Origin of the sequence: Achromobacter animicus (genome assembly GCF_040775605.1) — a bacterium.
GTDB lineage: Bacteria > Pseudomonadota > Gammaproteobacteria > Burkholderiales > Burkholderiaceae_B > Achromobacter > Achromobacter animicus.
On sequence record NZ_JAYGJK010000001.1, the window covers coordinates 461619 to 485792 of the forward strand.

At 66.5% G+C, this 24174-nt stretch carries 20 protein-coding genes; 7 read left to right on the top strand and 13 right to left on the bottom strand.

From position 1 onward, the window contains the following. Positions 1-85 precede the first annotated feature (85 nt). The 6 genes from AB3147_RS02050 to AB3147_RS02075 all read left to right on the top strand — a co-directional run bounded on the left by AB3147_RS02050 (position 86) and on the right by AB3147_RS02075 (position 8756). The gene (locus tag AB3147_RS02050; protein ID WP_367351338.1) at positions 86-919 is read left to right on the top strand and encodes a helix-turn-helix domain-containing protein; all 834 of its coding nucleotides are present in this window, start codon (positions 86-88) and stop codon (positions 917-919) included. A gap of 125 nt (positions 920-1044) precedes the next feature. Further along, positions 1045-2118, top strand: coding sequence for a uroporphyrinogen decarboxylase (hemE, locus tag AB3147_RS02055; RefSeq protein WP_367351339.1), 1074 nt, complete (start codon positions 1045-1047; stop codon positions 2116-2118). 351 nt (positions 2119-2469) lie between these two features. Next, the gene (locus tag AB3147_RS02060; protein ID WP_367351340.1) at positions 2470-4560 is read left to right on the top strand and encodes a primosomal protein N'; all 2091 of its coding nucleotides are present in this window, start codon (positions 2470-2472) and stop codon (positions 4558-4560) included. A 350-nt stretch (positions 4561-4910) separates the two neighbouring features. Beyond that, a complete protein-coding gene (locus AB3147_RS02065; protein ID WP_239216517.1) occupies positions 4911-6974 on the top strand; it encodes a UvrD-helicase domain-containing protein in 2064 nt (687 codons plus the stop codon). A 184-nt stretch (positions 6975-7158) separates the two neighbouring features. Then, the gene (locus AB3147_RS02070; RefSeq protein WP_367351341.1) at positions 7159-8013 is read left to right on the top strand and encodes a class II glutamine amidotransferase; all 855 of its coding nucleotides are present in this window, start codon (positions 7159-7161) and stop codon (positions 8011-8013) included. A 125-nt stretch (positions 8014-8138) separates the two neighbouring features. Continuing rightward, a complete protein-coding gene (locus AB3147_RS02075) occupies positions 8139-8756 on the top strand; it encodes a hypothetical protein (RefSeq protein ID WP_175139467.1) in 618 nt (205 codons plus the stop codon). Between the two features lie 75 nt (positions 8757-8831). Here the strand turns inward: AB3147_RS02075 and dapD are convergent, their stop codons facing one another. The 11 genes from dapD to AB3147_RS02130 form a co-directional block, all read right to left on the bottom strand. Continuing rightward, the gene (gene dapD / locus AB3147_RS02080; protein ID WP_175186071.1) at positions 8832-9809 is read right to left on the bottom strand and encodes a 2,3,4,5-tetrahydropyridine-2,6-dicarboxylate N-succinyltransferase; all 978 of its coding nucleotides are present in this window, start codon (positions 9807-9809) and stop codon (positions 8832-8834) included. Between the two features lie 1241 nt (positions 9810-11050). Then, positions 11051-12181: a M20 family metallopeptidase gene (locus AB3147_RS02085; protein ID WP_175186070.1), complete on the bottom strand. Its 1131-nt coding sequence runs from the start codon at positions 12179-12181 to the stop codon at positions 11051-11053. Positions 12182-12214: 33 nt separating this feature from the next. Beyond that, positions 12215-13120: an alpha/beta hydrolase gene (locus tag AB3147_RS02090; RefSeq protein WP_175186069.1), complete on the bottom strand. Its 906-nt coding sequence runs from the start codon at positions 13118-13120 to the stop codon at positions 12215-12217. Beyond that, complete coding sequence (locus AB3147_RS02095; RefSeq protein ID WP_175139462.1) at positions 13120-14130, bottom strand: ABC transporter ATP-binding protein; 1011 nt, start codon at positions 14128-14130, stop codon at positions 13120-13122. Before AB3147_RS02095 ends, AB3147_RS02090 begins: the two co-directional genes overlap by 1 nt. 3 nt (positions 14131-14133) lie before the next feature. After that, on the bottom strand, positions 14134-15111 hold the full coding sequence (locus tag AB3147_RS02100; RefSeq protein ID WP_175125110.1) for an ABC transporter ATP-binding protein: 978 nt from the start codon (positions 15109-15111) through the stop codon (positions 14134-14136). Continuing rightward, positions 15108-16028 carry an ABC transporter permease gene (locus tag AB3147_RS02105; RefSeq protein ID WP_105237134.1) on the bottom strand — a complete coding sequence of 307 codons (921 nt, stop codon included), beginning with the start codon at positions 16026-16028 and terminating at the stop codon, positions 15108-15110. Before AB3147_RS02105 ends, AB3147_RS02100 begins: the two co-directional genes overlap by 4 nt. A gap of 6 nt (positions 16029-16034) precedes the next feature. Beyond that, positions 16035-17012, bottom strand: a complete 978-nt coding sequence (locus tag AB3147_RS02110) for an ABC transporter permease (RefSeq protein ID WP_175139461.1) — start codon at positions 17010-17012, stop codon at positions 16035-16037. Between the two features lie 58 nt (positions 17013-17070). Next, entirely contained in the window at positions 17071-18054 is a 984-nt protein-coding gene (locus AB3147_RS02115) for a M14 family metallopeptidase (RefSeq protein ID WP_286888746.1), read from the bottom strand. Positions 18055-18187: 133 nt separating this feature from the next. After that, positions 18188-19801 carry an ABC transporter substrate-binding protein gene (locus tag AB3147_RS02120; RefSeq protein ID WP_175139459.1) on the bottom strand — a complete coding sequence of 538 codons (1614 nt, stop codon included), beginning with the start codon at positions 19799-19801 and terminating at the stop codon, positions 18188-18190. Between the two features lie 376 nt (positions 19802-20177). Continuing rightward, positions 20178-20411 (bottom strand): hypothetical protein, encoded by a 234-nt coding sequence (locus AB3147_RS02125; protein WP_008161006.1) that lies wholly within the window; start codon positions 20409-20411, stop codon positions 20178-20180. Positions 20412-20533: 122 nt separating this feature from the next. Further along, positions 20534-21382 carry an NAD(P)H-hydrate dehydratase gene (locus AB3147_RS02130; RefSeq protein ID WP_367351342.1) on the bottom strand — a complete coding sequence of 283 codons (849 nt, stop codon included), beginning with the start codon at positions 21380-21382 and terminating at the stop codon, positions 20534-20536. Between the two features lie 119 nt (positions 21383-21501). Between AB3147_RS02130 and AB3147_RS02135 the strand changes: the two genes are divergently transcribed. Next, a complete protein-coding gene (locus AB3147_RS02135) occupies positions 21502-22335 on the top strand; it encodes an enoyl-CoA hydratase/isomerase family protein (protein ID WP_175125116.1) in 834 nt (277 codons plus the stop codon). A 4-nt stretch (positions 22336-22339) separates the two neighbouring features. On the opposite strand, the gene AB3147_RS02140 is transcribed toward AB3147_RS02135, so the two are convergent. Then, the gene (locus AB3147_RS02140; RefSeq protein WP_105237138.1) at positions 22340-23077 is read right to left on the bottom strand and encodes an enoyl-CoA hydratase-related protein; all 738 of its coding nucleotides are present in this window, start codon (positions 23075-23077) and stop codon (positions 22340-22342) included. After that, the gene (locus AB3147_RS02145) at positions 23074-24045 is read right to left on the bottom strand and encodes an NAD(P)H-dependent flavin oxidoreductase (protein ID WP_218342255.1); all 972 of its coding nucleotides are present in this window, start codon (positions 24043-24045) and stop codon (positions 23074-23076) included. The genes AB3147_RS02140 and AB3147_RS02145 overlap by 4 nt, the downstream gene beginning before the upstream one ends. Positions 24046-24174: the final 129 nt, after the last annotated feature.

The window sequence follows — 24174 nt, forward strand, 5'->3', positions numbered from 1 at the left end:
GCCTGCCGCAATGCGTTCACTACGAATAGTCGGCACGGGGTCTGCAACAGTAGCCTTCAGTTTTTGCGATGCAAACGAGGAAGGCATGCGAGACGTGCTGGATTGCGGGGTGCTGCTGGCGCCCGGTCATGAATCGACGATGGGCGCCTGGATCGCCGGCCATCAGGCCAAGGTGACGCGTGTGCGGCTGCATCCGGTGTCCCTGGCTCCGCCGGCGCTTGCCGAGGCGCCGCCGGACTCCCTTGCACAGCAGGCGTTGTCGCTGCGGCGCTATGACGCTTGCATTCTTCCCGTGGCGCCGTCTTCGCTCGCCTGGGCCCGCATGGCCTTGCAGCAGGCGCGCGGCGCGCTCACAACGCCCGTTCTGCTGCTCATCCACGACGTCAAGGCGCCCGCCATTCTGGACTTGCTCAGCCTGGGCGCGGCGGACTTCATCTCGCAGCCGGTGTGCGTCGAGAGCCTGCGGGTGCGGCTGGTTCGCCTGGCTCGCCGCGGCGCCGTGCGCCGTGCCGGCGTGACGGGTAGCGTCCATGAGCATCCCGTCAACTATCTGGGCGAGCATGCAGAGGCGCAGGGCGCCGAGCACGCGGCATATCCGCCCCACGCGTCACGCGCGGGATCCGCGCGTCCAAAGGTGCCGGCCGACATCGTCGAGCACGCCTTGAGCAGCTTGCGGCACCAGTACCGGCGCGGCGTGCCAGAAACATTCCGGGCGGCGAAGGCGCAGGTGGTGAACGGCTTCGAGCGCGAATACATCCGTCACGCGCTGTCGCGCCACGGCGGCAACGTCGCGCAGGCCGCACGTGCGTGCGCCAAGCACCGCCGCGCGTTCTGGGCGCTGATGCGCAAGCACGGCATCGAAGCCGCGCCTTACCGCCAGGCGGCGCTGGCCGCGGCGCGGATGCACGACATGGGTTGACGCTAACGAGGCGGCAAGCCCGCAGCCGCCGCCCATTGCGCCCGCTCAACCCCGTCCACGCGGGCGCGGCCCGCCTTGTCAGCCAAGGGAAGTAAACTCACGGCTTCCGATCATCGAGGTTAGCCGTGTCTGCTCCCCGTTTGAAGAACGATGTGTTCTTGCGCGCCCTGATGCGCGAACCCGTGCCCTACACCCCCATCTGGCTCATGCGCCAGGCGGGTCGCTATCTGCCCGAGTACCGCGAGACGCGTGCGCGTGCAGGCTCGTTCATGGGGTTGGCGCAGAATCCGGACTATGCCTCGGAAGTCACGCTGCAGCCGCTGGAGCGCTATGACCTGGACGCGGCCATCCTGTTTTCGGACATCCTGACCGTGCCCCACGCGATGGGCCTCGGGCTGGACTTCGCTGAAGGCGAAGGCCCGCGCTTTGCGCATCCCATCCGCACCGAAGAAGACGTCGCGCGCCTGGCGGTGCCCGACATGGACAAGCTGCGGTACGTGTTCGACGCGGTCAGCACGATCCGGCGTGATCTTGACGGCAAGGTGCCGCTGATCGGCTTTGCCGGCAGCCCGTGGACCATCGCCTGTTACATGGTCGAAGGCAAGGGCAGCGACGACTACCGTCTCATCAAGACCCTGCTGTATTCACGTCCCGATCTGCTTCACCGCATCCTCGAGATCAACGCCGAAGCCACGCTGCAATACCTGAACGGCCAGATCGCCGCCGGCGCGCAGGCCGTTATGCTGTTCGACAGCTGGGGCGGGGTGCTGGCCGACGGCCTGTTCCAGCAGTTCTCGCTGGCCTACACGAAGAAGGTCGTCGCCGGTTTGACCCGCGAGCACGAAGGGCGGCGCGTGCCGGTCATCGTCTTCACCAAGGGCGGCGGCCAGTGGATTGAAGACATTGCGGCCTGTGGCAGCGAAGCAGTGGGCCTGGACTGGACCGTGGATCTGGCGGCGGCGCGGCGCCGCACCGGCGACTCGGTCGCGTTCCAGGGCAACCTGGATCCGATGGCGCTTTTTGGCGGTGGCAGCGCCATTCGCGCGGAAGCGCGCCGCGTGCTGGACGCGTTTGGCCCGGTGGGCAAGGGCGGCCATGTGTTCAATCTGGGACATGGCATTTCGCGCTTCACTCCGCCAGAAGCTGTAGCTGAATTGGTCGATGAAGTCCACCAGTACAGCCGCGCCTTCCACGCGTAAGTAAGTGAACGCTTCGGCCCCAAGGGCCGAAGCAGATGGGCCGCCCGGGCGACTTGTGCACATTAAATCCGGGGTCGGGGAAAACCCTCCCCAAGCTGGCTTACAATCTGGAAACCGGCTTCAAGTGCCTGTTTTATATCGGAAAATGTCGCTTATCAACAGGGATGCAATAGTTTGTGCATTCTTGCCATATTCCATTTTCTGATGTTGCTCTCGCCTTTTCCCCAAAGTTATCCACAGGCGCCGGTGGATCAATGGCGCGGCGGCGAGCGAGAATCCTCCAACGTGGCGCCGTGCGGTCCTCATCCTTTCGGCTAGTCCTATTTCATTAGATGAATGTCCCCAGACTCCATGCCTGACGCGCAAGCCAATCCCGACACCCCAGCGGTGTGCTGGGTGCGCGTCGCGCTGGACGTGCCGTTGCCCGGCCCGTTCGATTACCGCAGCGACGCGCCGATTCCGGCCGGCCTGCGGGTGATCGTTCCGTTCGGCCGGCGCAAGATGATTGGGGTGGTCGTCGACAACCCCGCAGAGCCGTCTTTCGAGCCCAAACAGATCCGTCCGATCGAGGCGGTGCTGGACGATCTGCCACCTTTTGACGAAGCGTGGTTGCGCATGGCGCGCTTTGCGGCGGACTACTATCAACGGCCGTTGGGCGAGGTGATGCTGCCCACGTTGCCGCCGCCGCTGCGCAAGCCCACGTCCTACCAGGGCAAGCTGTCCGGAAAAGGGCCCGTGGCGCGCATGGACGCGCGCAAGCGCAAGACCCCACGCGCGCCGGCCACGCCGGATCAGCCGCCGGCGCTGAACGAGGCCCAGGAGGCGGCGGTGCAGGCCATCGGCGCGCTGGGCGGCTTCAAGCCGGTGCTGCTGCACGGCGTGACGGGCAGCGGCAAGACCGAGGTCTACCTGCGCGCCGCCGAAAAGGTCCTCACCGCAGGGAAGCAGGTGCTGCTGCTGGTCCCCGAAATCAATCTGACGCCGCAGCTCGAAGCCGCGCTGCGGGCACGCCTGGAAACGCTGGTCGGACCCGAGGGGCTGGCGGTGATGCACAGCGGGCTGTCCGACGGCGAGCGGCTGCAGGCGTGGACCCGCGCCCAGCGCGGCCAGGCCCGCATGTTGCTGGGCACGCGCATGTCGATCTTCGCACCGCTGACCGAGCTGGGCCTGATCGTGGTCGACGAAGAACACGATACGTCCTACAAGCAGCAGGACGGACTGCGCTATTCGGCGCGCGACCTTGCCGTGTGGCGCGCCCACGATCTGAACATTCCGGTCGTGCTGGGGTCCGCCACACCGTCGCTGGAAACCTGGCAGCACGCCGAGCGTGGCCGTTACCTGCGCCTGACGTTGCCCGGCCGCGCGCGGTCCAGCGAGCTGCCCAAGATCCGCCTGGTGGATACGCGCCGCCTGCAGATGAAGCAAGGGCTGTCGCCGCAGCTGCTCGAGGCCATCGGCCAGCGGCTCGAGCGCAAGGAACAGGTGCTGATCTTCCTGAACCGGCGCGGTTATTCGCCGGTACTGCATTGCCAGTCCTGCGCGTGGGTCAGCAATTGCCCGCGCTGCACGGCCTTTACCGTGCTGCATCGCACGGACTTTCGCGGCCATCGCCTGCAGTGCCACCACTGCGGCTATCAGGCTCCCGTGCCGCGCGCCTGCCCCGAATGCGGCGACCAGGACCTGGCGCCCATGGGCCGCGGCACGCAACGCGTCGAGGAACACCTGGCCGAACTCTTTCCCGAGGCGCGCATCCTGCGCATCGACGCCGACAGCACGCGCAAGAAGGGCAGCGCCGAAGCGCTGTTCGCGTCCGTCCACGCCGGCGAGGTCGACATCCTGGTCGGCACGCAGATGGTGGCCAAGGGGCACGACTTTGCGCGGTTGGGGCTGGTCGGCGTGCTGAATGCGGACTCCATGCTGTTCGCCCACGATTTCCGCGCACCCGAACGCCTGTTCGCGCAGCTCATGCAGGTGGCCGGCCGCGCGGGCCGCCATCAGGGCAACGGCGAAGTGCTGATCCAGACCGGCTATCCCGAGCAGCCCGTGTACCAGGCCTTGCTGCGCCACGACTACGCCGGGTTTGCGCGGCACGCGCTGCACGAGCGCGAAAGCACCGGCTTGCCCCCTTACGTCTACCAGGCGCTGCTGACCGCCGAGGCGCGCGAACTCAAGGTGGCGCAAGCGTTCCTTGAGCAGGCCCGCGTGCTGCCCGAGGGCGAATGGGCGGCCGATTTTCCCGGCATGGACGCGATCATGCTGTACGACCCCGTGCCGCTGCGCGTCGTGCGCGTGGCCAACATCGAGCGCGCGCAGCTGCTGGCCGAAAGCAGCAGCCGGCCGGCGCTGCAGGCGTTTCTCGCATCGTGGTCGCATCACCTGCCTTATCTGGCGAACGAGGCGCGCGTGCGCTGGCAACTGGAAGTCGATCCGCTGGAAATCTGATAAGCGATAGGGCGGCACGCTCGTGCGACGGGGCGCCGCGGCCCCGCGCTGCTGGCTGGCTGTCGCGCATCGCAGGACTCCCCGTGTACCGTTCGCCGCTGCGACGATGCGCCGGTGTTGCATGCCTGCGGCCACGTGGGGCGCCTCTGCGGCAACCCGCCGATGCGCCTTCGACCCGATTGTTCTATGATCGTCTTCCTCTATCGCGCCGGCGCGGCAGACCCGCTGCGGCGGCTGCGCCCGTCCCCTTTTTCTCGCGTTTTTCCGGCCCATTGACGGGCAGCGGCAGGCCTCTCGCGTGCCGACTGCGTTGGCATGGCCGCCGCGACGCATGACGATCTGAATCTCCAATGTCCGCAAGCGAACCGATTGGCCACGGCATGAATCCCGCGCAGCGGGAGGCGACGCTCTACCTGGACGGCCCTTGCCTCGTCCTGGCGGGCGCCGGCAGCGGCAAGACGCGCGTCATCACGCAGAAGATCGCCTACCTGCTGCGCGAATGCGGCTACATGGGCCGCAATGTCGTCGCGCTGACCTTCACCAACAAGGCCGCCCGCGAAATGGACGAGCGCGTGAAGACGCTGGTCGACCGCAAGCTGTCCAAGGGCCTGATCATCAGCACCTTCCACTCGCTGGGTGTGAAGATGCTGCGCGAAGAAGCGCGCAACGCGGGCCTGAAACCCACGTTCTCCATCCTGGACGCCGACGACGCCATGGGCATCATCCAGGAACTGCTGGCGACCACCGACAAGGCCCGCCTGCGCCACGTGCAGGGCATCATCTCGCTGTGGAAGAACGCGCTGCTGGAGCCGGACGACGCCGCGCGCGAAGCCATCACCCCGGGCGACGTCGAAGCCGCCAACGTCTATCGCAGCTACGCCGCCACGCTGGCCGCCTATCAGGCGGTGGACTTCGACGACCTCATCCGCATTCCTGCACAACTCCTGGCCAGCAACGAAGAAGTGCGCACCCGCTGGCAGAACCGCGTGCGCTACCTGCTGGTGGACGAATACCAGGACACCAACGTGTGCCAGTACCGTCTGGTGCAGTTGCTGACCGGCCCGCGCGCCATGTTCACCGCCGTGGGCGACGATGACCAGGCCATCTACGCCTGGCGCGGCGCCACCATCGAGAACCTGGCCAAGCTGACCACCGACTACCCGAACATCAAGCTCATCAAGCTGGAGCAGAACTACCGTTCGGTGCAGCGCATCCTGGCAGCCGCCAACCAGGTCATCGAAAAGAACCCCAAGCTCTTCGAAAAGAAACTGTGGTCCGAGCTGGGCGTGGGCGAACCGATCCAGGTCTCGGCCATGGACGGCGAGGAGCAGGAGGCCGAATCCATCGCCATGAAGGTGTCCGCCGCGCGCTTCGAACGCCAGGCGCAGTGGAAGGATTTCGCCATCCTTTACCGCAGCAATCATCAGTCGCGCATCCTGGAACAGGCGCTGCGCAACTTGAAGATTCCGTACACGATCTCCGGCGGGCAAAGCTTCTTCGACAAGGCGGAAGTGCGCGACATTCTGGCCTACCTGCGTGTGCTGGCCAACGACGATGACGACCCCGCCTTCATCCGCGCGGCCACCACGCCCAAGCGCGGCATCGGCCAGGCCACCTTGCAGGCGCTGGGCCAGTACGCCGCCAGCCGCGAACTGTCGCTGCTGGCCGCCGTGGCCGAGACCGGCCTCGAAAGCGTGCTGGCGCCGCGCCAGATTGACCAGCTGCGCACCTTCGCGGAATTCATCCGCCGCATGCAGTGGCGCGCCGGCCGCGGCGCGGCCTCGGGCAAGGACGCGGCGCCTGCGGAACCCGCGGGCGCCATCCTCGACGACCTGCTCGAAGCCATCCAGTACGAACGGCACCTGTTCGAACTCTTCGAAGAACGCCCGGCGCAGACGCGCTGGCAGAACGTCCTGGAGCTGACCGGCTGGCTCAAGCGCAAGGCCGAGGAAGACAACATGTCGCTCTTCGATCTGGTGCAGCACGTGGCGCTGGTCACCATGCTGGAGCGCGGCGAGGAAGAAGCGCCCGACGCCGTCAAGATGTCCACGCTGCACGCCTCCAAGGGCCTCGAATACCCGCACGTGTATCTGGCCGGTGTGGAAGAAGGCCTGCTGCCGCATCTGGGCAAGGACGACGAAGTCGGCGATCCTGCGCGCGCCGCCGAAAACCTGGCCACCCGCATTCAGGAAGAACGGCGCCTGATGTACGTGGGCATCACGCGCGCGCAGCGCAGCCTGCACCTGAGCTGGTGCAAGCGCCGCCGCCGCGCGCGCGAAGACCTGGTGCGCGAGCCGTCGCGCTTCATCGAGGAAATGGGCCTGGGCGACGTGCGCATTCAGGAGGACGACGCGACGGCCGCCATGAGCCCCAAGGAGCGCATGGCCATGCTGAAGGCGCTGCTGAACAAATAGGGGCGGGGCGGACCAGGGGCGCGACACACAGGGGCGCGATACACAGGCCTCCACACACAGGGGCGCTACAAACCCGGCGCAACACGCGACGGCATTGCAGGCGAAGACGGGGGGCGTAAGCCAAGACTTGAAGAAACGCGCGCCCCGCTCCTACACTGGCCTGTCCGGATCGAAGGAGCGCATCATGTGCCGTTGGCTGGCTTACACCGGTAGTCCCCTGCAGATGGAGAGCGTGCTGTTCAAGGCCAAGCACTCGCTCATCGAACAAAGCCTGCATTCCCGCCTGGGCGCCACCACCACGAATGGCGACGGTTTCGGGCTGGGCTGGTACAGCCGCCCCATCGAAGGCCGCCCCATCGAACCGCCGTTCCGCTATCGCAGCGTGCATCCGGCCTGGAACGACCGCAATCTGCGCGAGGCCGCCCGCGCCATCCACGCACCGCACTTCGTCGCGCACATCCGCGCCGCCACCGATACCCCCGCGCAAGAGACCAATTGCCACCCTTTTCGGCACGGGCAATGGCTGTTCGTGCACAACGGCCTCATCCGCGACTACCCGCTGCTGCGCCGTGATCTGATGCTGATGATTGCGCCCGCGTATTTCGGATCGCTGGAAGGCTCCACGGATTCCGAGGTGATGTTTCTTCTGGCCCTTACGTTCGGCCTGGACGAAGACCCTATCCCCGCAATCGCCCGCATGGTGGGCGCGGTCGAGGAAACCGGCCGGCGCCACGGCGTGGCGCATCCCATCAACATGACCGTATGCGCGCTGGACGGCGAGCGCCTGATCGCGGTGCGTTATTCCAGCGAAGGCGACTCGCGCACGCTGTTTCACAACACCTGCGTGCGCCACCTGCGCGAACTCTACCCGGACAACGCGCAGATCGCCGCCATGGACGACGATGCCTTCCTGCTGCTGTCAGAGCCGCTGTCGGACATGGCCGGTGTCTGGGAAGAGGTGCCCGAATCCACCGCGATCATCGCCGGACGCGGCGACGTGCAGCACATGCGTTTCTCGCCGATTCCGCCGGGCGAGTGATTTCCGTTCAACGTGCGGGAATTGGGGTCATCAAGCACGTAATCCGCATATGGGGGAGAATACGGCTCGCAAGACATTGCGACGTCCTGGGCCGCGATAGCACCCCAATCCATTCAGGAAGTTGCATGACAGATAGAGAAACCCCGCAGGCCATAGACGCATTCGCGGTGTTTACCCGCACGGGGAGCGCCCCGGATTGCTTTGAATTGCACGAAAACGGAGTCGTCAGCCAGGAAGGCGGCGCCCGCACCTACACCGCATTTGCGGACATCCAGGATCTCTGCCTCTACACCGGCCAGCCGGACTCGCCAGCAGGATCCGCCGACCGCCTGGCGTACCGCAGCGCCGCGCAAGGCGCCTGGACAGTCGCCACCGGCATCGACGAATTCCCCGCGTTCATGGACGCCTTCCGCTCCCACTACGTGGCGCGCCGGCTGCCGGTTCTGGAATCGCTGACCGAGCAGGGCGCGCGCGTCACGTTCCGCTATATCACCGGCGGCACCTTCCCCAACCTTGAAACGCGCGAAGTGTCCTTGTCCGCACAAGGCCTGCACATCGACGGCGTCACGTGGCCCTACGAGTCGCTGCAGCCCATCGATCTGAACGACTGGACCGACACGGTCACCCTGCAGGACGACAGCGGCAAGACGGTCTTCTCATGCCGCGTGGCGCGCATCCTGAGTTCCGACCTTTTCGTCAACCTGGTGTACAACCAGCTGGGGCAAACGGCGGAATACGCCTGACGCCAAGGCGCCGGCTCGGGTAACCGAGCGCACGCCGCATGATTGATATGGCCGCTCGCAGCGGCCATATTCCATTCAGTGGCCCGAATGCAGCGCGGGATTCAACGTGCCCCACGCCGCGGTCCGCACCAGCGCTTCCACCGCGCCGGTCTGCGAGTTGCGGCGGAACAGCAGCCCGTGCTGACCGGCCAGCGACACCGCCTTGACCACCGCGCCCTCCGGCGTCAGCACCCGTGTGCCGGCGGTGACGTAGCAACCGGCCTCGACCACGCAATCGTCGCCCAGCGAAATGCCGATGCCCGAATTGGCGCCAAGCAGGCAACGCTTGCCGATGGACACCACCTGCTTGCCGCCACCCGACATGGTCCCCATGATCGACGCGCCGCCGCCAATATCGGTGCCATCGTCCACGATCACGCCCGCACTGATGCGGCCTTCGACCATGGACGCGCCGAGCGTGCCGGCGTTGAAATTGCAGAACCCTTCATGCAGCACGGTGGTGCCCGGCGACAGATGCGCGCCCAGCCGCACTCGCGCCGTGTCCGCGATACGCACGCCACTGGCCACGACGTAATCGGTCATGCGCGGAATCTTGTCCACGCCGCGAATTTCCAGAACCTGCCCGGTGGCGCGCAGATGCCAGCGCAGCGCGTCAACCTGATCCACCGCACAAGGCCCCACCGAAGTCCACGCGACGTTGGCGAGCACGCCAAACAACCCATCCAGATTGGCGTCATGCGGCCGGATGAGCCGATGACTGAGCAGATGCAGACGCAGATAGGCGTCGTGAGCATCAGCGGGCGGCTCGTCGAGCGAGGAAATGGCGGTGCGCACGGCAACGATATCGACCTTGCGGCGCGTGTCCCGGACGAGGGCCGTGGCCACGTGCTCGCCAAGCGCGGCGCGCGCTTCCTCAGGCGTCAGATGACGAGTCCCGGTGGGAGGGGCGTTGTCGGCGAGCGAGGGACGCGGATACCAAGTGTCAAGGATGGTGCCGTCGGCGGCTAACGTGGCTAGGCCGTAAGCGATGGCGCTGGTGGGGGCGGCGGACATGAGAGATGGTGGGGGATGGCGATTTTGGTGGGCGACATTCTAGGCGAATGGGTCTGGGTGTTGGTGGTTTTGTCTGCGGATTTAGCTTTACCTAGGTGTCTGACACCCGCTAAGACGGTGATCCGAGTTGAGGGTCGTCTTCCCAGGGTGTCTGACACCGGCCCTCGAGACATCAGCCTTTCGTGACGACAGGTCTTCGTAGGTCGCCCGACGCCGTGGTCACCGGGGAGGCGAGCGCCCACGATTGCGGTCCGGAGCCTTCGCTCCGGACGTCCCCTTCGTCATCTTCGTCCGCCTTCGGCTCCCTTCAGATTCCCTCGGGCGCATCGACGGCGCTCGCCTCCCCGGTGACCACGACGCCGTGCTACGAGGGTCTTTGGTTTGTGGCGCTACAAGACCTGTGGTCAGGGAAGGGGATCTGCGGGGCCGCCTGGTTGCTGCCGCCCGGACGGCGGCAACCCGGCATTGGGCCGGTGGGGCGTCGTGGCGGTGGTCGCTTGCGCGCTGGTGACGGTTGGCTTGCTAATGGGCCGCCGTCACGGGGGGAGGGGCGGTGATGGGCGGCGCGGCGACGGTCAGCCACAACTTGCCGACCGGTTCGCGCCGCCCATCGGGCACTGGGATTCAATTGACGATTAATGGCGGCTCCGCTTGAACTTGGCGAGAGCGTCTGCCGCGGCCGGTGTCTGACACCGAATCGATTGCCGTCGCTGCCTGAACCTGCCGATAGCGTCTGCCGCTGCCGGTGTCTGACACCCTCGGGAGATGCGCTTGGTATCACTTGAATCTCACCTAGGTGTCAGACACCTAGACCAAATGCAGCCACACGCGAAGCGCCATCGCTACGCCGCAAGACACCGCGTAAGTCTCCGGAGGCCGCCCGCGCGGCCGAACGGAGACGGGCCCCGCAAGATGCTTCTGGCCCGAAAAGATCTACACAAAAATGCCAAGCACGCTGATCGTCCCAGCTGCCTAAAGACTTGAATTGCCAGAGTCCGGTGCGGTGGCGGCCCGGGGTGCGCGGGGCGTCGATAAGCCCGAGGGAATCTGAAGGGAGCCGAAGGCGGACGAAGATGACGAAGGGGGGGGCCGCCTAGGCAAGTCCGGAGCGAAGGCTCCGGACCGCAATCGTGGCCCCGCGCGCCCCGGGCCGCCACCGTGGCGGACGTCTTAAGAACTCAACCACCCGGCCGCATCAAGAACTCAACTCTTCGCGCAAAGATGCCGCAAAAAACACAACATCAAGCCAAATCCCGCAGCAGCAATTCCCAAAACTTCAACCGCTGCTCCAACGTAGACACCAGCACATACTCATTCAACGTATGCGCGCCATCTCCATCAGCTCCCAACCCATCCAGCGTCGGAATGCCCATTGCCGACGTGAAGTTGGCATCGCTGCCGCCACCCGTCATCGGCGCATCTTCAAGCAAGAAGCCCGCGCGATCCGCAAACCCCTGCACCAAGGCCAGCAACGCAGCCGCCGCCTCCGTCTTTACCATCGGCGGACGGTTCAGTTCCACGTCGATGTCCAGTTCAACGTCCGGACCCACTGCGCACAGTTCACGCATCCGGCGCAGCACGTCTTCCGCGGCGCCCATGTCAGGCACCCGGAAATCCACCACGCAGCGGCAAAGCGCCGGAACTGTGTTCGTGACCGTACCGCCCGCGATGGTCCCCACGCTCACCGTGATCCCACGGTCGTAGTCCGTCATCGCTTCCAGCGCCAGCACCTGATGCGCCATTTCGCGGATCGCGCTGCGGCCCTTCTCGTGTTGCATGCCTGCGTGGGCCGGGCGGCCCTTCACGTTCAGATTCAGCATGCCCGTGCCTTTGCGTGCCGTCACGCACTTGCCGCCGTTGGGGCGGGCCGGTTCGCACACCAGCGCGTACTTGGCATTGGCGGCGAAGCGTTCGATATGCGCGCGCGAGGCGTGGCTGCCCGTTTCTTCGTCCGGCACCACCAGGAAATCCACCGGCAGTTGCGTCGCACCCGGACGCGCCACGCCGGCCAGCGCCGTCAGCGCCAGATAGATGCCCGCCTTCATGTCATAGCTGCCCGGGCCGTAAAGACGGTCGCCGTCGATGCGCACCGGGTTTTCCAGCAGCGTGCCCACCGGATGCACCGTATCCATGTGCGCCAGGATCAGGATGCCCGGACGCGTATCGCCCGGCGCGCGGTTGGTCGCGTACAGCAGCGGGCCCGTCGTGGGCCCCAGCGACGACAGCTCCACCGTCAGGCCGGCCGCAGCCGCGTAGTCGGCGATGATGCGCGCCATCGCGGCGATGCCTTCCGGGAAGTTCGACGGCGACTCGCATTGCAGCCAGCTTTGAATGCCGGCGACGATCTGTTCAGTGCTCTGGGTGTTGGACATGGCGGTATCGGATTTCAGCAATGGAAAAGGGATTCAGGCGACCTGCTGGCCGGCCAGGCGGGCGAGCTCGGCATCGTCGGGCATCTTGCCATCGAACCACAGGCTCGCGCACACGGCAGACATCGCGCGGCCGTCGTGGCCGATGCCCGGCACCACCTGCAGCTTCCAGCCAAACGGCACGCCGCGGCGCTCGGCCTCTTTGCGGCCGAATTCGAAGTAGTTTTGCGCACGGGCAAAGCGGTGCGGGCCCTGGCGCATCGCGGCGGGCTCGGACGGCAGGTTGGGATCGTTGGTCTCGATGTCCTTGTCGCCCGCCAGGATCGTCATCGGGTAGGCCAGCAGCTTCACCAGATGGTCCTCGGTCAGCCCCACGCCGTCCATGCCCTCGGGATAGGGATAGTCGAACGTCGGCAGCGTGTACCAGCCCGGATTGCCCGCCGTCACCGCCTTGAAGGGCGCGTGCGGCTGGCTGCTCATCAGGCGGTGGACGAACTGGCCGCCCGCGCTGTGGCCGAACAGGTAAACGTTCTGCCCGTCGGTGATCTCGCCGGCGATCATGTCCTTGATGACGTTGCCCACCAGCGCATACGTCCAGCCATCGATGTGGCGCGGATTGCCGCCGGCTGAAAACACCCGGCCGTTGTTGTAGCTTTCAACGCCCGGCCAGATCTCGTTCGAGAACGTCAGCGCCACGATCAGCAGCTTGTGCTTGTCGGCGGCTTCGACCCAGAAATCGCGGTATTCGTCGCCGTTGCGCAGCACGCCGTGTTGCACGATCACCACCGGTCGGTCCGGCGTGTAGCCGTAGGGGCGATAGGTCTGCAGCTTGAACGGACGGTCGTAGTTGCGGTCCTCGTCCACGTACAGGATCGCGTTGCGGCCCGCATGGCCCATTTCGATGGCGATGCGGTCCACGTTGGACATATCGGAAGGTTTCATCAGGCGCTCGCTTCGTTCAGGTGGCAGGCCGACCAGTGGCCCGCCGAGATTTCTTTCAGGGCCGGCGCCACTTCACGGCAGCGCGGCATCGCGTGGGGACAGCGGGGGTTGAACGTGCAGCCGGACGGCGGATTCAGCGGCGACGGAATCTCGCCCTTGATCGGCGTGAACTTGCGGCCGCGGCGCGCCACGTCCGGCACTTCGGCCATCAGCGCCTGCGTGTACGGGTGATTGGCGCGGGCAAAGATTTCGGCCGACGTCGAGATCTCCACGATCTTACCCAGATACATGATCGCGACGCGGTCCGAGATGTGCTTGACCACGCCCAGGTCATGGCTGATGAACAGGTACGTGAAACCGTGCTGTTCGCGCAGGTCCATGAACAGGTTGATCACCTGCGCCTGGATGGACACGTCCAGCGCCGCCACCGGTTCATCACAGACGAGGAACTTGGGCGCCACCATCAGCGCGCGGGCGATGCCGATGCGCTGGCGTTGACCGCCCGAGATCTGGTGCGGGAAGCGGTCGCGGTATTCGGTGGCCAGACCCACTTCCGTGAGCGCCTGGTCGACGCGGGCGGGGATCTCGTTGGGAGGCGCCAGCTTGTGCACCTTCAGCGATTCGCCCAGGATCTGCCGCAGCCGCTGGCGCGGGTTCAGCGAGGCTTGCGGATCCTGGAAGATCATCTGCACGCCCAGGGTGTACGCCAGCTTGTCGGCGCCGCGCAGGCGGTTGGCGTCCAGGCCCTGGTACAGCAGCTCGCCTTCGGTCTGGCGATGCAGGCCGGCCACGACGCGTCCCAGCGTGGACTTGCCGCAACCGGACTCGCCCACCAGGCCCACGACTTCGCCGCGCTTGATGGACAGGTCCACGCCGTTCACCGCGTACACGGTGCGGCGGTCGATGGGGCGGCCGGTCAGGGCGAGAATGCGTTGGGCCAGGTCAGGCCGCTGCTCGAAGCGCTTGTGGACGTTCTTGAGCTCGATGACGGGGGTATCGGCTTGGCTCATTGCTTACTGTGCCTCGCGGGCAATCGGCACGTAACAGCGATAGCTGCGCGAACCTTCGGTGGTGACGGAGGGGGCCTGCTCGGTGCAGCGCGTGACCGCGTTGACGCAGCGCGGCCGGAACGCACAGCCCGACGGACGGCCCGCCAGGCTGGGCGCCATGCCGTTGATCTGGTGCAGGCGCGCGCCCGGCTGCGTGGCGCCGGGCATCGAGTCCAGAAGGCCCTTGGTATAGGGGTGGCGCGGCGCATCCAGCACCTGTTCGACCGGACCGCTTTCCACGATACGGCCGGCATACATCACGGCCACGCGGTCCGCCAGCTCGGCCACCACGCCCAGGTCGTGGGTAATCCAGATCAGCGCCGTGTTGTGCTCGCGGCAGATCTGCTGCATGCGGTACAGGATCTGGCCCTGGATGGTCACGTCCAGCGCGGTCGTGGGTTCGTCGCAGATGATCAGGTCGGGTTTGTTCAGCATCGCAATCGCGATCGCCACGCGCTGACGCATGCCGCCCGAGAATTCGTGCGGATAGCTCTTCAGCCGCTTTTCCGGCGACGGGATGCCGACCATGGCCAGCGCCTCGCGGCAGCGTTCCTCGGCCTGGGCGCGCGGCACGTCCTCGTGCGTCAGGATGGCTTCCATCATCTGCTCGCCGATGCGCAGCACCGGGTTCAGCGTCATCAGCGGGTCCTGGAAGATCATGGCGATGCGGTTGCCGCGCAACTGGCGCATCTGCTCTTCAGACAGCTTGCGCAGGTCCGTGCCCTTGAACTTCACTTCGCCGTCGACGACTTCGCCCGGCGGGTCGATGAGGCCAAGCAGCGAAAAGCCTGTGACCGACTTGCCCGAACCGGACTCGCCCACCAGGCCCACGATCTCGCCACGGCGCACGGTCAGGTCGACACCGTCGACCGCCAGCCACGCGCCGGCCTCGGTATGGAATGCAGTGCGCAGGCCGCGCACATCAAGAAGAATGTCGCTCATGCTCGACGAGGATCCAGGCTTTCGCGCAGGCGGTCACCCACGATGTTGATGGAGAGGATGAGAACCAGCAGCGCAATGCCCGGGAACAGGCTGATCCAGTAGTCGCCCGACAGCAGGTACTGGAAGCCGTTGGAGATCAAGAGGCCCAGCGACGGTTCGGTGATCGGCACGCCCACGCCCAGGAACGACAGCGTTGCTTCCAGCGCGATCGCGGTCGCGATCTGGATGGTGGCGAACACCATCACCGGACCCAGGCAGTTGGGCAACAGGTGAAAGAGCATGATGCGCCACGCCGGAAAGCCCAGGTTGGCTGCGGCCTCGACGTATTCCTTGCGGCGTTCCTGCAAGGCGCGGCTGCGCATGATCCGCGCGTAGTGGCCCCATTGCACCAGGACTAGCGCCAGGATCACCTTGTCGACCCCCCGGCCCAGCACCACCAGCAGCACCAACGCCACCAGAATGGTCGGAAAGCCCAGGATGAAGTCGACGATGCGCATCAGCACGGTGTCGACCCAGCCGCCGATGTAGGCGGCCACCAGGCCGATCGCGCCGCCGATGGCGGTTGCCAGCACGACGGCGGACAGGCCCACCATCAGGCTGATGCGCAGGCCATACAGGATGGCGCTGAGCATGTCGCGGCCCTGGTCGTCAGTGCCCAGCCAGGCGATGCTGCCGTCCATCAGCGCCTGGCGCGGGGCCAGGCGCCCGTCCATGAGCGACAGGTTGGCCAGATCGTACGGATTCTGCGGCGCAAAGAATGGCGCGAAGACCACCAGGATGATCAGGACGGCCAGCGCGATGACCGAGCCGCGCACCGTGGGGCGCGCATGCAGTTTTTTCAGGATGGCGGCGCGCCGGGGCGTCTCGGCCAGAGGCTGGACGGTGCGGGTGCGGCCGGGATTGGGAGAGTTAGCCATGGCGGTTCAATGAGCGGGGGCCACGAGCTGCACGCGCGGGTCGAGCGCGGCGTACAGGATGTCCACAACCAGGTTGATGATGACGAAGATCAGCGTGACCAGCATCACGTAGGCGACGACGACGGGGCGGTCGAGCTGGTACACGCTGTCGATCAGCAGCTTGCCCATGCCGGGCCACGCGAACACGGTCTCGGTGATGGTCGAGTAGGCGATCAGCGTGCCGAACTCCATGCCGATCACCGTGACCACCGGGATCAGGATGTTGCGCAGGATGTGGCGGCGCACGATGCGGCCGGGTTTGACGCCCTTGGCGCGCGCGAACTTCACGTAGTCCTGGCTGCGGGCTTCCACCACGCCGGAGGCCGTCAGGCGCAGCACCAGGGCGATGTTGGCCAGCGCCAGGTTGATGGCGGGCATGATCAGGTGCGACCAGCCGTCGGCGGTCAGGATGGACAGGCGCACGCCCAGCACGGTCACCGTGTCGCCGCGGCCGGTGGCGGGCAGCCAGCCCAGCCAGACGGCGAACAGCAGGATCAGCATCATGCCCTGCCAGAAGTTCGGCAGCGAAAAGCCCAGCACGGACGAGGCCATGATGCCGCGGCCCACGTACTCATCGCGGTACAGGCCCGCGATCAGGCCCAGCGGAATGCCGATCACACAGGTCAGCATGATCGCGACGATCACGAGCTCGAACGTGGCGGGAATGCGCTGCACGATCAGTTCGATCGCCGGGATGCCGTGCACGAACGAGGTGCCCAGATCGCCGTGCAGCGCGCGCCACAGGAAGCCTGTGTACTGCTGCCAGACGGGCAGGTCCAGGCCGAGGCGGGCGATCATCGCCTCGCGCGCGGCCTGGCTGGCTTCGGGGCTGACCAGCAGCTCGATCGGGTCGCCCACGGCATACACCGCGAAGAAGACCACGACCGACACGGCCAGCAGCACGAACAGACTCTGTATCAGTCTGCGTAGGATGAACAAGGCCACGAGATGATTTCCTTGGTGGGCTCAGGGTTGGGGAAAAGCCGGGGGTGAAAGGCTGTTGCTAGGCGATCGGCTGCGCCAGGCGCACGACGGTGACGCCGGGCCGCAGGTTGGCGGTGGACGGCATGATGAGCACGCAGTTGTCGTACGGGGTGGTGACGGGCTCGCCTTCCGACCAGCCGATGACGGTGCCCGCCTTGGGCAGCATCTCCAGGCCCTTCCAGGCCTCGGCGAAACGGAAGTCGGCGCTCTTGGCGGCGATAGCGTGCGTGACGCGCAGCGCGCGCTGCAGCGGCGCGCCGGGCGCGAACCAGGCGGCGGGGATGTCGCTGCGGTCCACCGTGCCGGCCTGCACCAGAAAGCGCGCCATCTGGTCGGCGGCCACGCCGCGCGCCTCGGGGGCGCCATGGAACCCGCATTCAATCAGCAGGGACCGCGTGCCGTTGTCGCCGGCTTCGCCGAAACGGCCGAAATCGCGCATGCGCACGCCGGCAGCGTGGCCCGCGTCGGCAATGATGGTGGCGGGATTGCCCAAAGCCAGCGCCAGATCGATGTTGCGCTGCTCCAGGCCGGTCAGCTGCAGCGGCACGTCGGAATTGCTCATCGAATGAAAGTCGAGCAGCCAGTCCGCCTGTTCCACCCACGGCCGGAGCTCGGCGGCGCGGCGGCGCTCTTGGGAGATCGGCGCGGACAGCTTGTCCTCGCTCCAGACGCGGTTCATGTCTTCGTCCACGAAGCGCGCGGGGGCGTAATTGCGGGCGTCGAAGCGGTCGAAGGCCGCCAGGTTACAGAACGCCAGCGTCAGCGTGCCGCGGCGCGGGCGCAGGCCGGCGGCAAGCAGGTCCTTCAGCGCCCAGGCGCCGCACAGTTCGTTGCCGTGGATCAGCGCGCTCAGCATCACCCGCTTGCCGGGCGCGCCGGAATCGAAATGCCAGACGCCGGGCGTGTCGGTGTTGCCCACGCGCTCGGCCGACAGGTCCGGACAGGCCAACAGGAAAGGACGGGGGGCAGGGGCGGACGAAGACGGGGGCAAAGACGTGGGCATGGCGGTTCCGATGAAGCGAGACGATTGTAGGGGATGGGGCGGGGGGCTCGGGCAAAGCGGGGCGCATTTGCGCCGCCACAAGGCAAAACGGCTGCACGAGGCAGCCGTTTCTTCTTTACTCAGCCCTGCCGGCTCACTTGGCGTCGGGCTTGACCGAGGTGGCCAGGGTGTACTGGTCGCGGCGGCCTTCGTACGAGATGCCCTTGCGGTATGCCCAGATGCTGCTTTCGAAGTGCAGCGGGATCAGCGGCACGTTGTCCAGGGCGATCTGGGTGGATTCCTGCAGCAGCTTTTCGCGCTTGGCGGGGTCAACCGTCACGATGGCCTGCTTGTAGACCTTGTCGAAGTCGGCGTTCGAGAAGCCGCCGTAGTTGCTGGTGCCCAGGCTGACGGGCGAATCCAGCGTGGCGACCCACAACTGGAACAGCGCCGAGGCTTCACCGGTTTCCGCCGGCCAGCCGCCCATCGAGAAGCTGAACTCGCGCTTGGCGCGCTTGGGGAAGTAGATGGAGGCGGTCATCGCGTCCACGTTGGTCTTGATGCCGACGCGCGACAGGTACTGGGCGACGGCTTGGGCGACCTGGCCGTCGTTGACGTAACGATCGTTGGTGGACGACAGCGTCAGTTCAAAGCCGTTCGGGTAACCGGCTTCGGCCAGCAGCTTCTTGGCGCCTTCCGGGTCGTACTTGATTTCCGGGGCCTTGGGCAGCGCGCCGAACATGCCGTCGGGCATGAACTGGAAGGCCGGGGTTGCCATGCCATCCATGATGCGGGCGGTGATGGTCTTGCGGTCGATGGCCATGTTGATGGCCTTGCGCACGCGCAGGTCCTGCAGCGGGTTCTTGCCGTCGGCGCTCTTGACGAACGGGCTGGGGTTGCGGCCCACGTCCGGCTGGAAGAACACCAGGCGGGTGGACGGCGTGGCCACGAAGCCGAACTTCGGGTTGTCCTTCAGGCGCGGCAGGTCACGCGCGGCGGGGTTTTCGATCATGTCGAAGTCGCCGGACAAAAGGCCGGTCAGGCGCGGGCCGGCGGACGGCACCGGCACGAACTTCACTTCCTTCCAGTGCGGCTTTTCGCCCCAGTAGTTCTCGTTGCGGACGAGTTCGATGCCGGTGCCCTTGACGTAGGACTTCAGCATGTAGGGGCCGGTGCCGATGGCGTCCTTGCCGTTGTTGAAGTCGACGACCGTGGGCCAGGCGCCCGTCACGCCGCAACCCTTCTTGGGGTCATACGTGAGCTTGCCGTGCTCGACGATGCCGTTCCAGATGATCGGCAGCGAGCGGGCCAGTTCGGCCGGCATCAGGGGGAAGGGTTCGCCCGTCTTGATGATGACGGTGTGCGCGTCCGGCGTCTGGACGTCGGTGATGCGCTTGGTCATGTCCATGTAGGACTGCGACACGTTGGTTTCGTTGTTCAGCGTCCGGCAGATCGTGAACAGCACGTCTTCGGACGTGAACGGCTTGCCGTTCGAGAACTTGACGTCGTCGCGCAGCTTGAATTCCCAGGTCAGGTCGTCCAGGGTCTTCCAGGAAGTCGCAAGCTGGGGAACCAGCTTCATGTCGGCGCTGCGGCCCACCAGCGAGTTGTAGACGTGCGCGGAGAACGCGTCGTTCTGCGTCATCTTGTGATAGTGGGGGTCCGCCGAGGTCGGTTCGGCCGACAGGCCGATCTTCAGCGTCTGGGCTTGGGCGGCTGCCAGGGGAATGGCGGCGGCCACAAGGGCCAGGGTGGTGCGCAACTTCATGGTGACAACTCCGGATGGGGAACGAACCGGATCGTGCAGGCGGCCACGCGCGCCAGGGGACGACTGCGTCGGCCAGGGGGCTTGCGGGGAAATGTCGCCAGGGCACGACGGCAAGGGGCCGATTATCGGTAGGGGGTTCGCGCGCTGTCAATGCGCAGCGGCAATCGGGGCGCTAGGGAAAACGCCGAGAGGGGAAGGGAGAGAGGGCGTCGCGCGGTCCCTCTTGGGACCTCTCGCGACGCGATGGCGCCGGTGAGGGGACGGGCGCCGAAACGTTGCGGCGGGCGCCTGGGGAGGGCCAGGCGGGCGCGGCAACGGCAGCGCGCCAGGCTGAGTCGCGGGAGATTGGTCGCGATTCAGCCTGGCGCGGCTGTTATTACCACTGCGATCCGGAGAAGCGCGAGCTGGCGGCGCGAGCCTTGTTCATCGATTCGTTCACTTCGTCGATGAAGGCAAAGACGGCGGCAACAGCGGCTGCTACGGATTGGCCAGCCTTCTTCAGGCTGGTCAGCGGGTGAGAATTCGGTTGGTTTTCGAGAGCGCCGCGGAGCAGGTCACGCTCCAGCGCGTCGGTCAGGCGGGCAGTGTTGTTCAGGGTCAGTTCGCTCATGGTTTGGCTCCAGTCCGTTTCGTCATGGGGTAAACCATTATAGGGATAACCCTAGGCCAATAGCAATCTCATTTTAGGGGAAAACCCTAGTATGTTGTAAAAATGTTTTGTCGGGCTTGGACTTAGCGCGCGTTGCGCAGGGCGCGGGCGGCGTCGGCCAGCTCGCCGGCCGTCAGGCCGATGGGGCCGACACCCTGGGCGACGAGTGCATCGGCGGCGGCGCCATGCAGCCAGACGGCGCCGGGCACGGCCTGGTCCAGCGGCAGCTTCTGGGCGATCAGCGCGCCCAGCATGCCGGCCAATACGTCCCCGGTTCCGGCGGTGGCAAGGCCCGGGTTGCCGGTGGTGTTGACGTGCAGGCCGCCGTCCGGGGCGCACACCACGGTGCCGGCGCCCTTGAGCACCACCCACGCCTGAAAGCGCTGCGCCAGTTGCCGGGCGGCGGCGGGGCGGTCGCGCTGGATGGTGTCGGTGCCGACGCCCAGCAAACGGGCGGCTTCCGCCGGGTGCGGGGTCAGCGCGACGGGGCCCGCGCCCCAGGTCGGCCGGATTTCGCCGCGGGCGAGCAGATTCAGGCCGTCGGCGTCCAGGACCAGCGGCGCGTGCCGCCGCAGGACGAACAGTTCCGACAGGGCGTTGGCGGCCAGCGCGCCCGTGCCGATCCCGCAGCCGGCGACCCAGGCGGTCACGCCCCAGTCTTCTTCCAGCAGCGAACGGAAGTCGCGCAGCATCAGTTCGGGTTGCAGCGGGTCGCAGGGCAGCGGCAGCGTTTCCTGCACGAAACCCACCAGCACCTTGCCGGCGCCGGTCTTCAGGGCAGCGCGGGCGGCGAGCAGGGCTGCGCCGGTCATGCCGGGACCGCCGCCCACCACGCCCACGGTGCCGAAGCTGCCTTTGTGCGAGTCGTCCGCGCGGGGTGCGAACAGGGCGGGCAACGCGGCGCGGTCAATGGGGACGGCGGGGGTGTTCATGGGGTGAGGCTCCGGAGGGAAATCGTCTTGGCGGGTCGGCCGTATCCACTATAGTGCGCAAAAACGCGGCCGCCTTGGGGCGGGGTGCGAACAACCAAAGACCAGACCCGGAGCAGACAATGACCGACATCACGCTGGAACACTATTCGGCCTACGAATCCCTGAAGCTGCGCCGCCATCCTGGCGGCGTGCTGGAACTGATCATGGGCGCCAAGGGCGGCGTGCCGGGCAAGCTTTCCACGGCCGACGACCGGATGCACCGGGAACTGGCCGACATCTGGCGCGACATCGACACCGATCCGGACACGCGGGTCGTGGTGATCCGCGGCGAGGGCAAGGGCTTCTCGGGGGGCGGCGACCTGGATCTGGTGCAGCAGATGGCGGACGACTTCGACGTGCGCACCCGCGTCTGGCGCGAGGCGCGCGACCTGGTCTACAACATCATCAATTGCAGCAAGCCCATCGTGTCGGCCATGCACGGCGCGGCGGTGGGGGCGGGGCTGGTGGCCGGCCTCCTGGCAGACATCTCGATCGCGGCGCGCGACGCCCGCATCATCGACGGCCACACCCGGCTTGGCGTCACGGCGGGCGACCACGCCGCCATCGTCTGGCCGCTGCTGTGCGGCATGGCCAAGGCCAAGTACTACCTCATGCTGTGCGAGACGGTGTCTGGCGAGGAAGCCGAACGAATCGGCCTCGTGTCGCTCTGCGTGGACGAGGCCGAGCTGATCGGCAAGGCGTTCGAAGTGGCCAACAAGCTGGCGGCCGGGTCGCAGACGGCGATCCGCTGGACCAAATATTCGCTGAACAACTGGCTGCGCATGGCCGGACCGACTTTCGACACGTCGCTGGCGCTGGAATTCATGGGTTTTGGCGGCCCGGACGTGCGCGAGGGCATCAATTCCCTGCGTGAACGCCGGGCGCCGAACTTCCGCCCCGATTCGCCCTTCTGACGCGCTATTTCTTGAAGAACTTCGCGAACGCCGCCTGCGCCTCTTCGGTCTGCAGGCGGGCGCGGAACTGCTGGGCTTCGTAGTCCAGCGTCTCCTGGATGGCCTGGCGGTCAGCCCGCTTCATCATGGCCTTGGTCAGGCGCAGCGCGGCCGGCGGCTGGCGCGCCAGGTCCGCTGCGGTGGCTTGGGCCGCAGCCAGCGCCTCGCCCTTGGGCGTGACGGACGTGGCCAGGCCGGCGTCCACCGCCTCCTGCGCCGAAAAAGCTTTGCCCTGCATCAGCCACTGCGCTGCCCGGCGGCCCACCAGGCGCGGCATCAGCAGGCTGGACGCGCCTTCCGGACACAGCCCCAGGGCGACAAACGGCATGCGCAGGGTCGCGCCTTCCCCGATGTGGACAAAATCGCAATGCTGCAGCAGCGTCACGCCGATGCCGATGGCGTAACCCTCGACCGCGGCGATGACGGGCACGTCGGCCGTGGTCAGCGCGCGCAGGAACGTCAGCCCGGCGCTGTCGCCCGCCCCGCGTTCGGCCTGGAAGTCGCGCAGGTCGTTGCCTGCCGTGAAATGTTCGCCCGCGCCCGTCAGGATGACCGCCGAGACCGCCACGTCCGCGCTGGCGAGCGAAATCTGCTCGGTCAGGGCGGCATAGGTGGCGGTGTCCAGCGCGTTGCGGCGGTCCTGGCGGTCGATTGTCAGCGTGAGGACGGCGCCGTCGCGCGCCACCTTCAGGCCGGCGCTCATGCGTGCGGTCCCGTGGCCAGGCGGGCCTTTGCCTCGGCGTATTCATGCCGCAGCGTGTCGACGATCTTGCGGGTCGGCTCGACGCTGGCGATGCCGCCCACGCCCTGGCCGGCGCCCCAGATGTCCTTCCAGGGCTTGACGCGGGTCGTGCCGAAATTGGATGCGCCGCTGTCCGGGGCGGGCAGGTTGGCCGGATCCAGGCCGGCGGCCGCGATGCTGGCCTTCAGGTAGTTGCCCGGGATGCCGGTGAAGAACGGCGTGTACAGAATGTCCGAGGCGCTGGCCTCGACGATCGCGGCCTTGTAGCCGTCGCTGGCGTTCGCTTCCTCGCTGGCGATGAAGCGCGTGCCCATATAGGCGAAGTCCGCGCCCATGGCCTGCGCGGCCAGGACGTGCGCGCCCGAGGTGATGGCGCCCGACAGGATCAGGGGGCCGTCATAGAAGCGGCGCACTTCAGAGATCAGCGCGAAGGGGCTGAGCGTGCCGGCATGGCCGCCCGCGCCCGCGCACACCAGGATCAGCCCGTCCACGCCCGCTTCCAGCGCCTTTTCCGCGTGCCGGATCGTCGTCACGTCATGGAAGACCTTGCCGCCCCAGTCATGCACGCCCTTCACGAGGTCGCCGGGGGCGCGCAGGCTGGTGATGATGAGCGGCACCCGGTGGCTGGCGCATACCGCCAGGTCCTGTTCCAGGCGGTCGTTGGACTGGTGGATGATCTGGTTGACGGCAAACGGCGCGACGGGGGCGCCGGGATTGGCCTCGCGGTAGGACGCCAGACCGGCCTGGACTTCGTCCAGCCAGTCGGTCAGAAGCGTCTGCGGGCGCGCATTCAGCGCGGGAAACGACCCCACGATGCCGCTCGTGCACTGCGCGATGACCAACTTGGGATTGGACACGATGAACATCGGGGCACTGATGACCGGCAAGGACATCTGGCCATACAAATCAGTCACGAGGGGATGGGGCATGGGGCGTCGTCTCGTTGTAGGTTTTGGAGTATATTAATTACCTACCGACCGTCCGGTAATTAATTAATCTTTATTTAACGGCATGCGCGGAATGGCTGTCAATTGCGGTTCGCCAGAACCCTCCGGCCT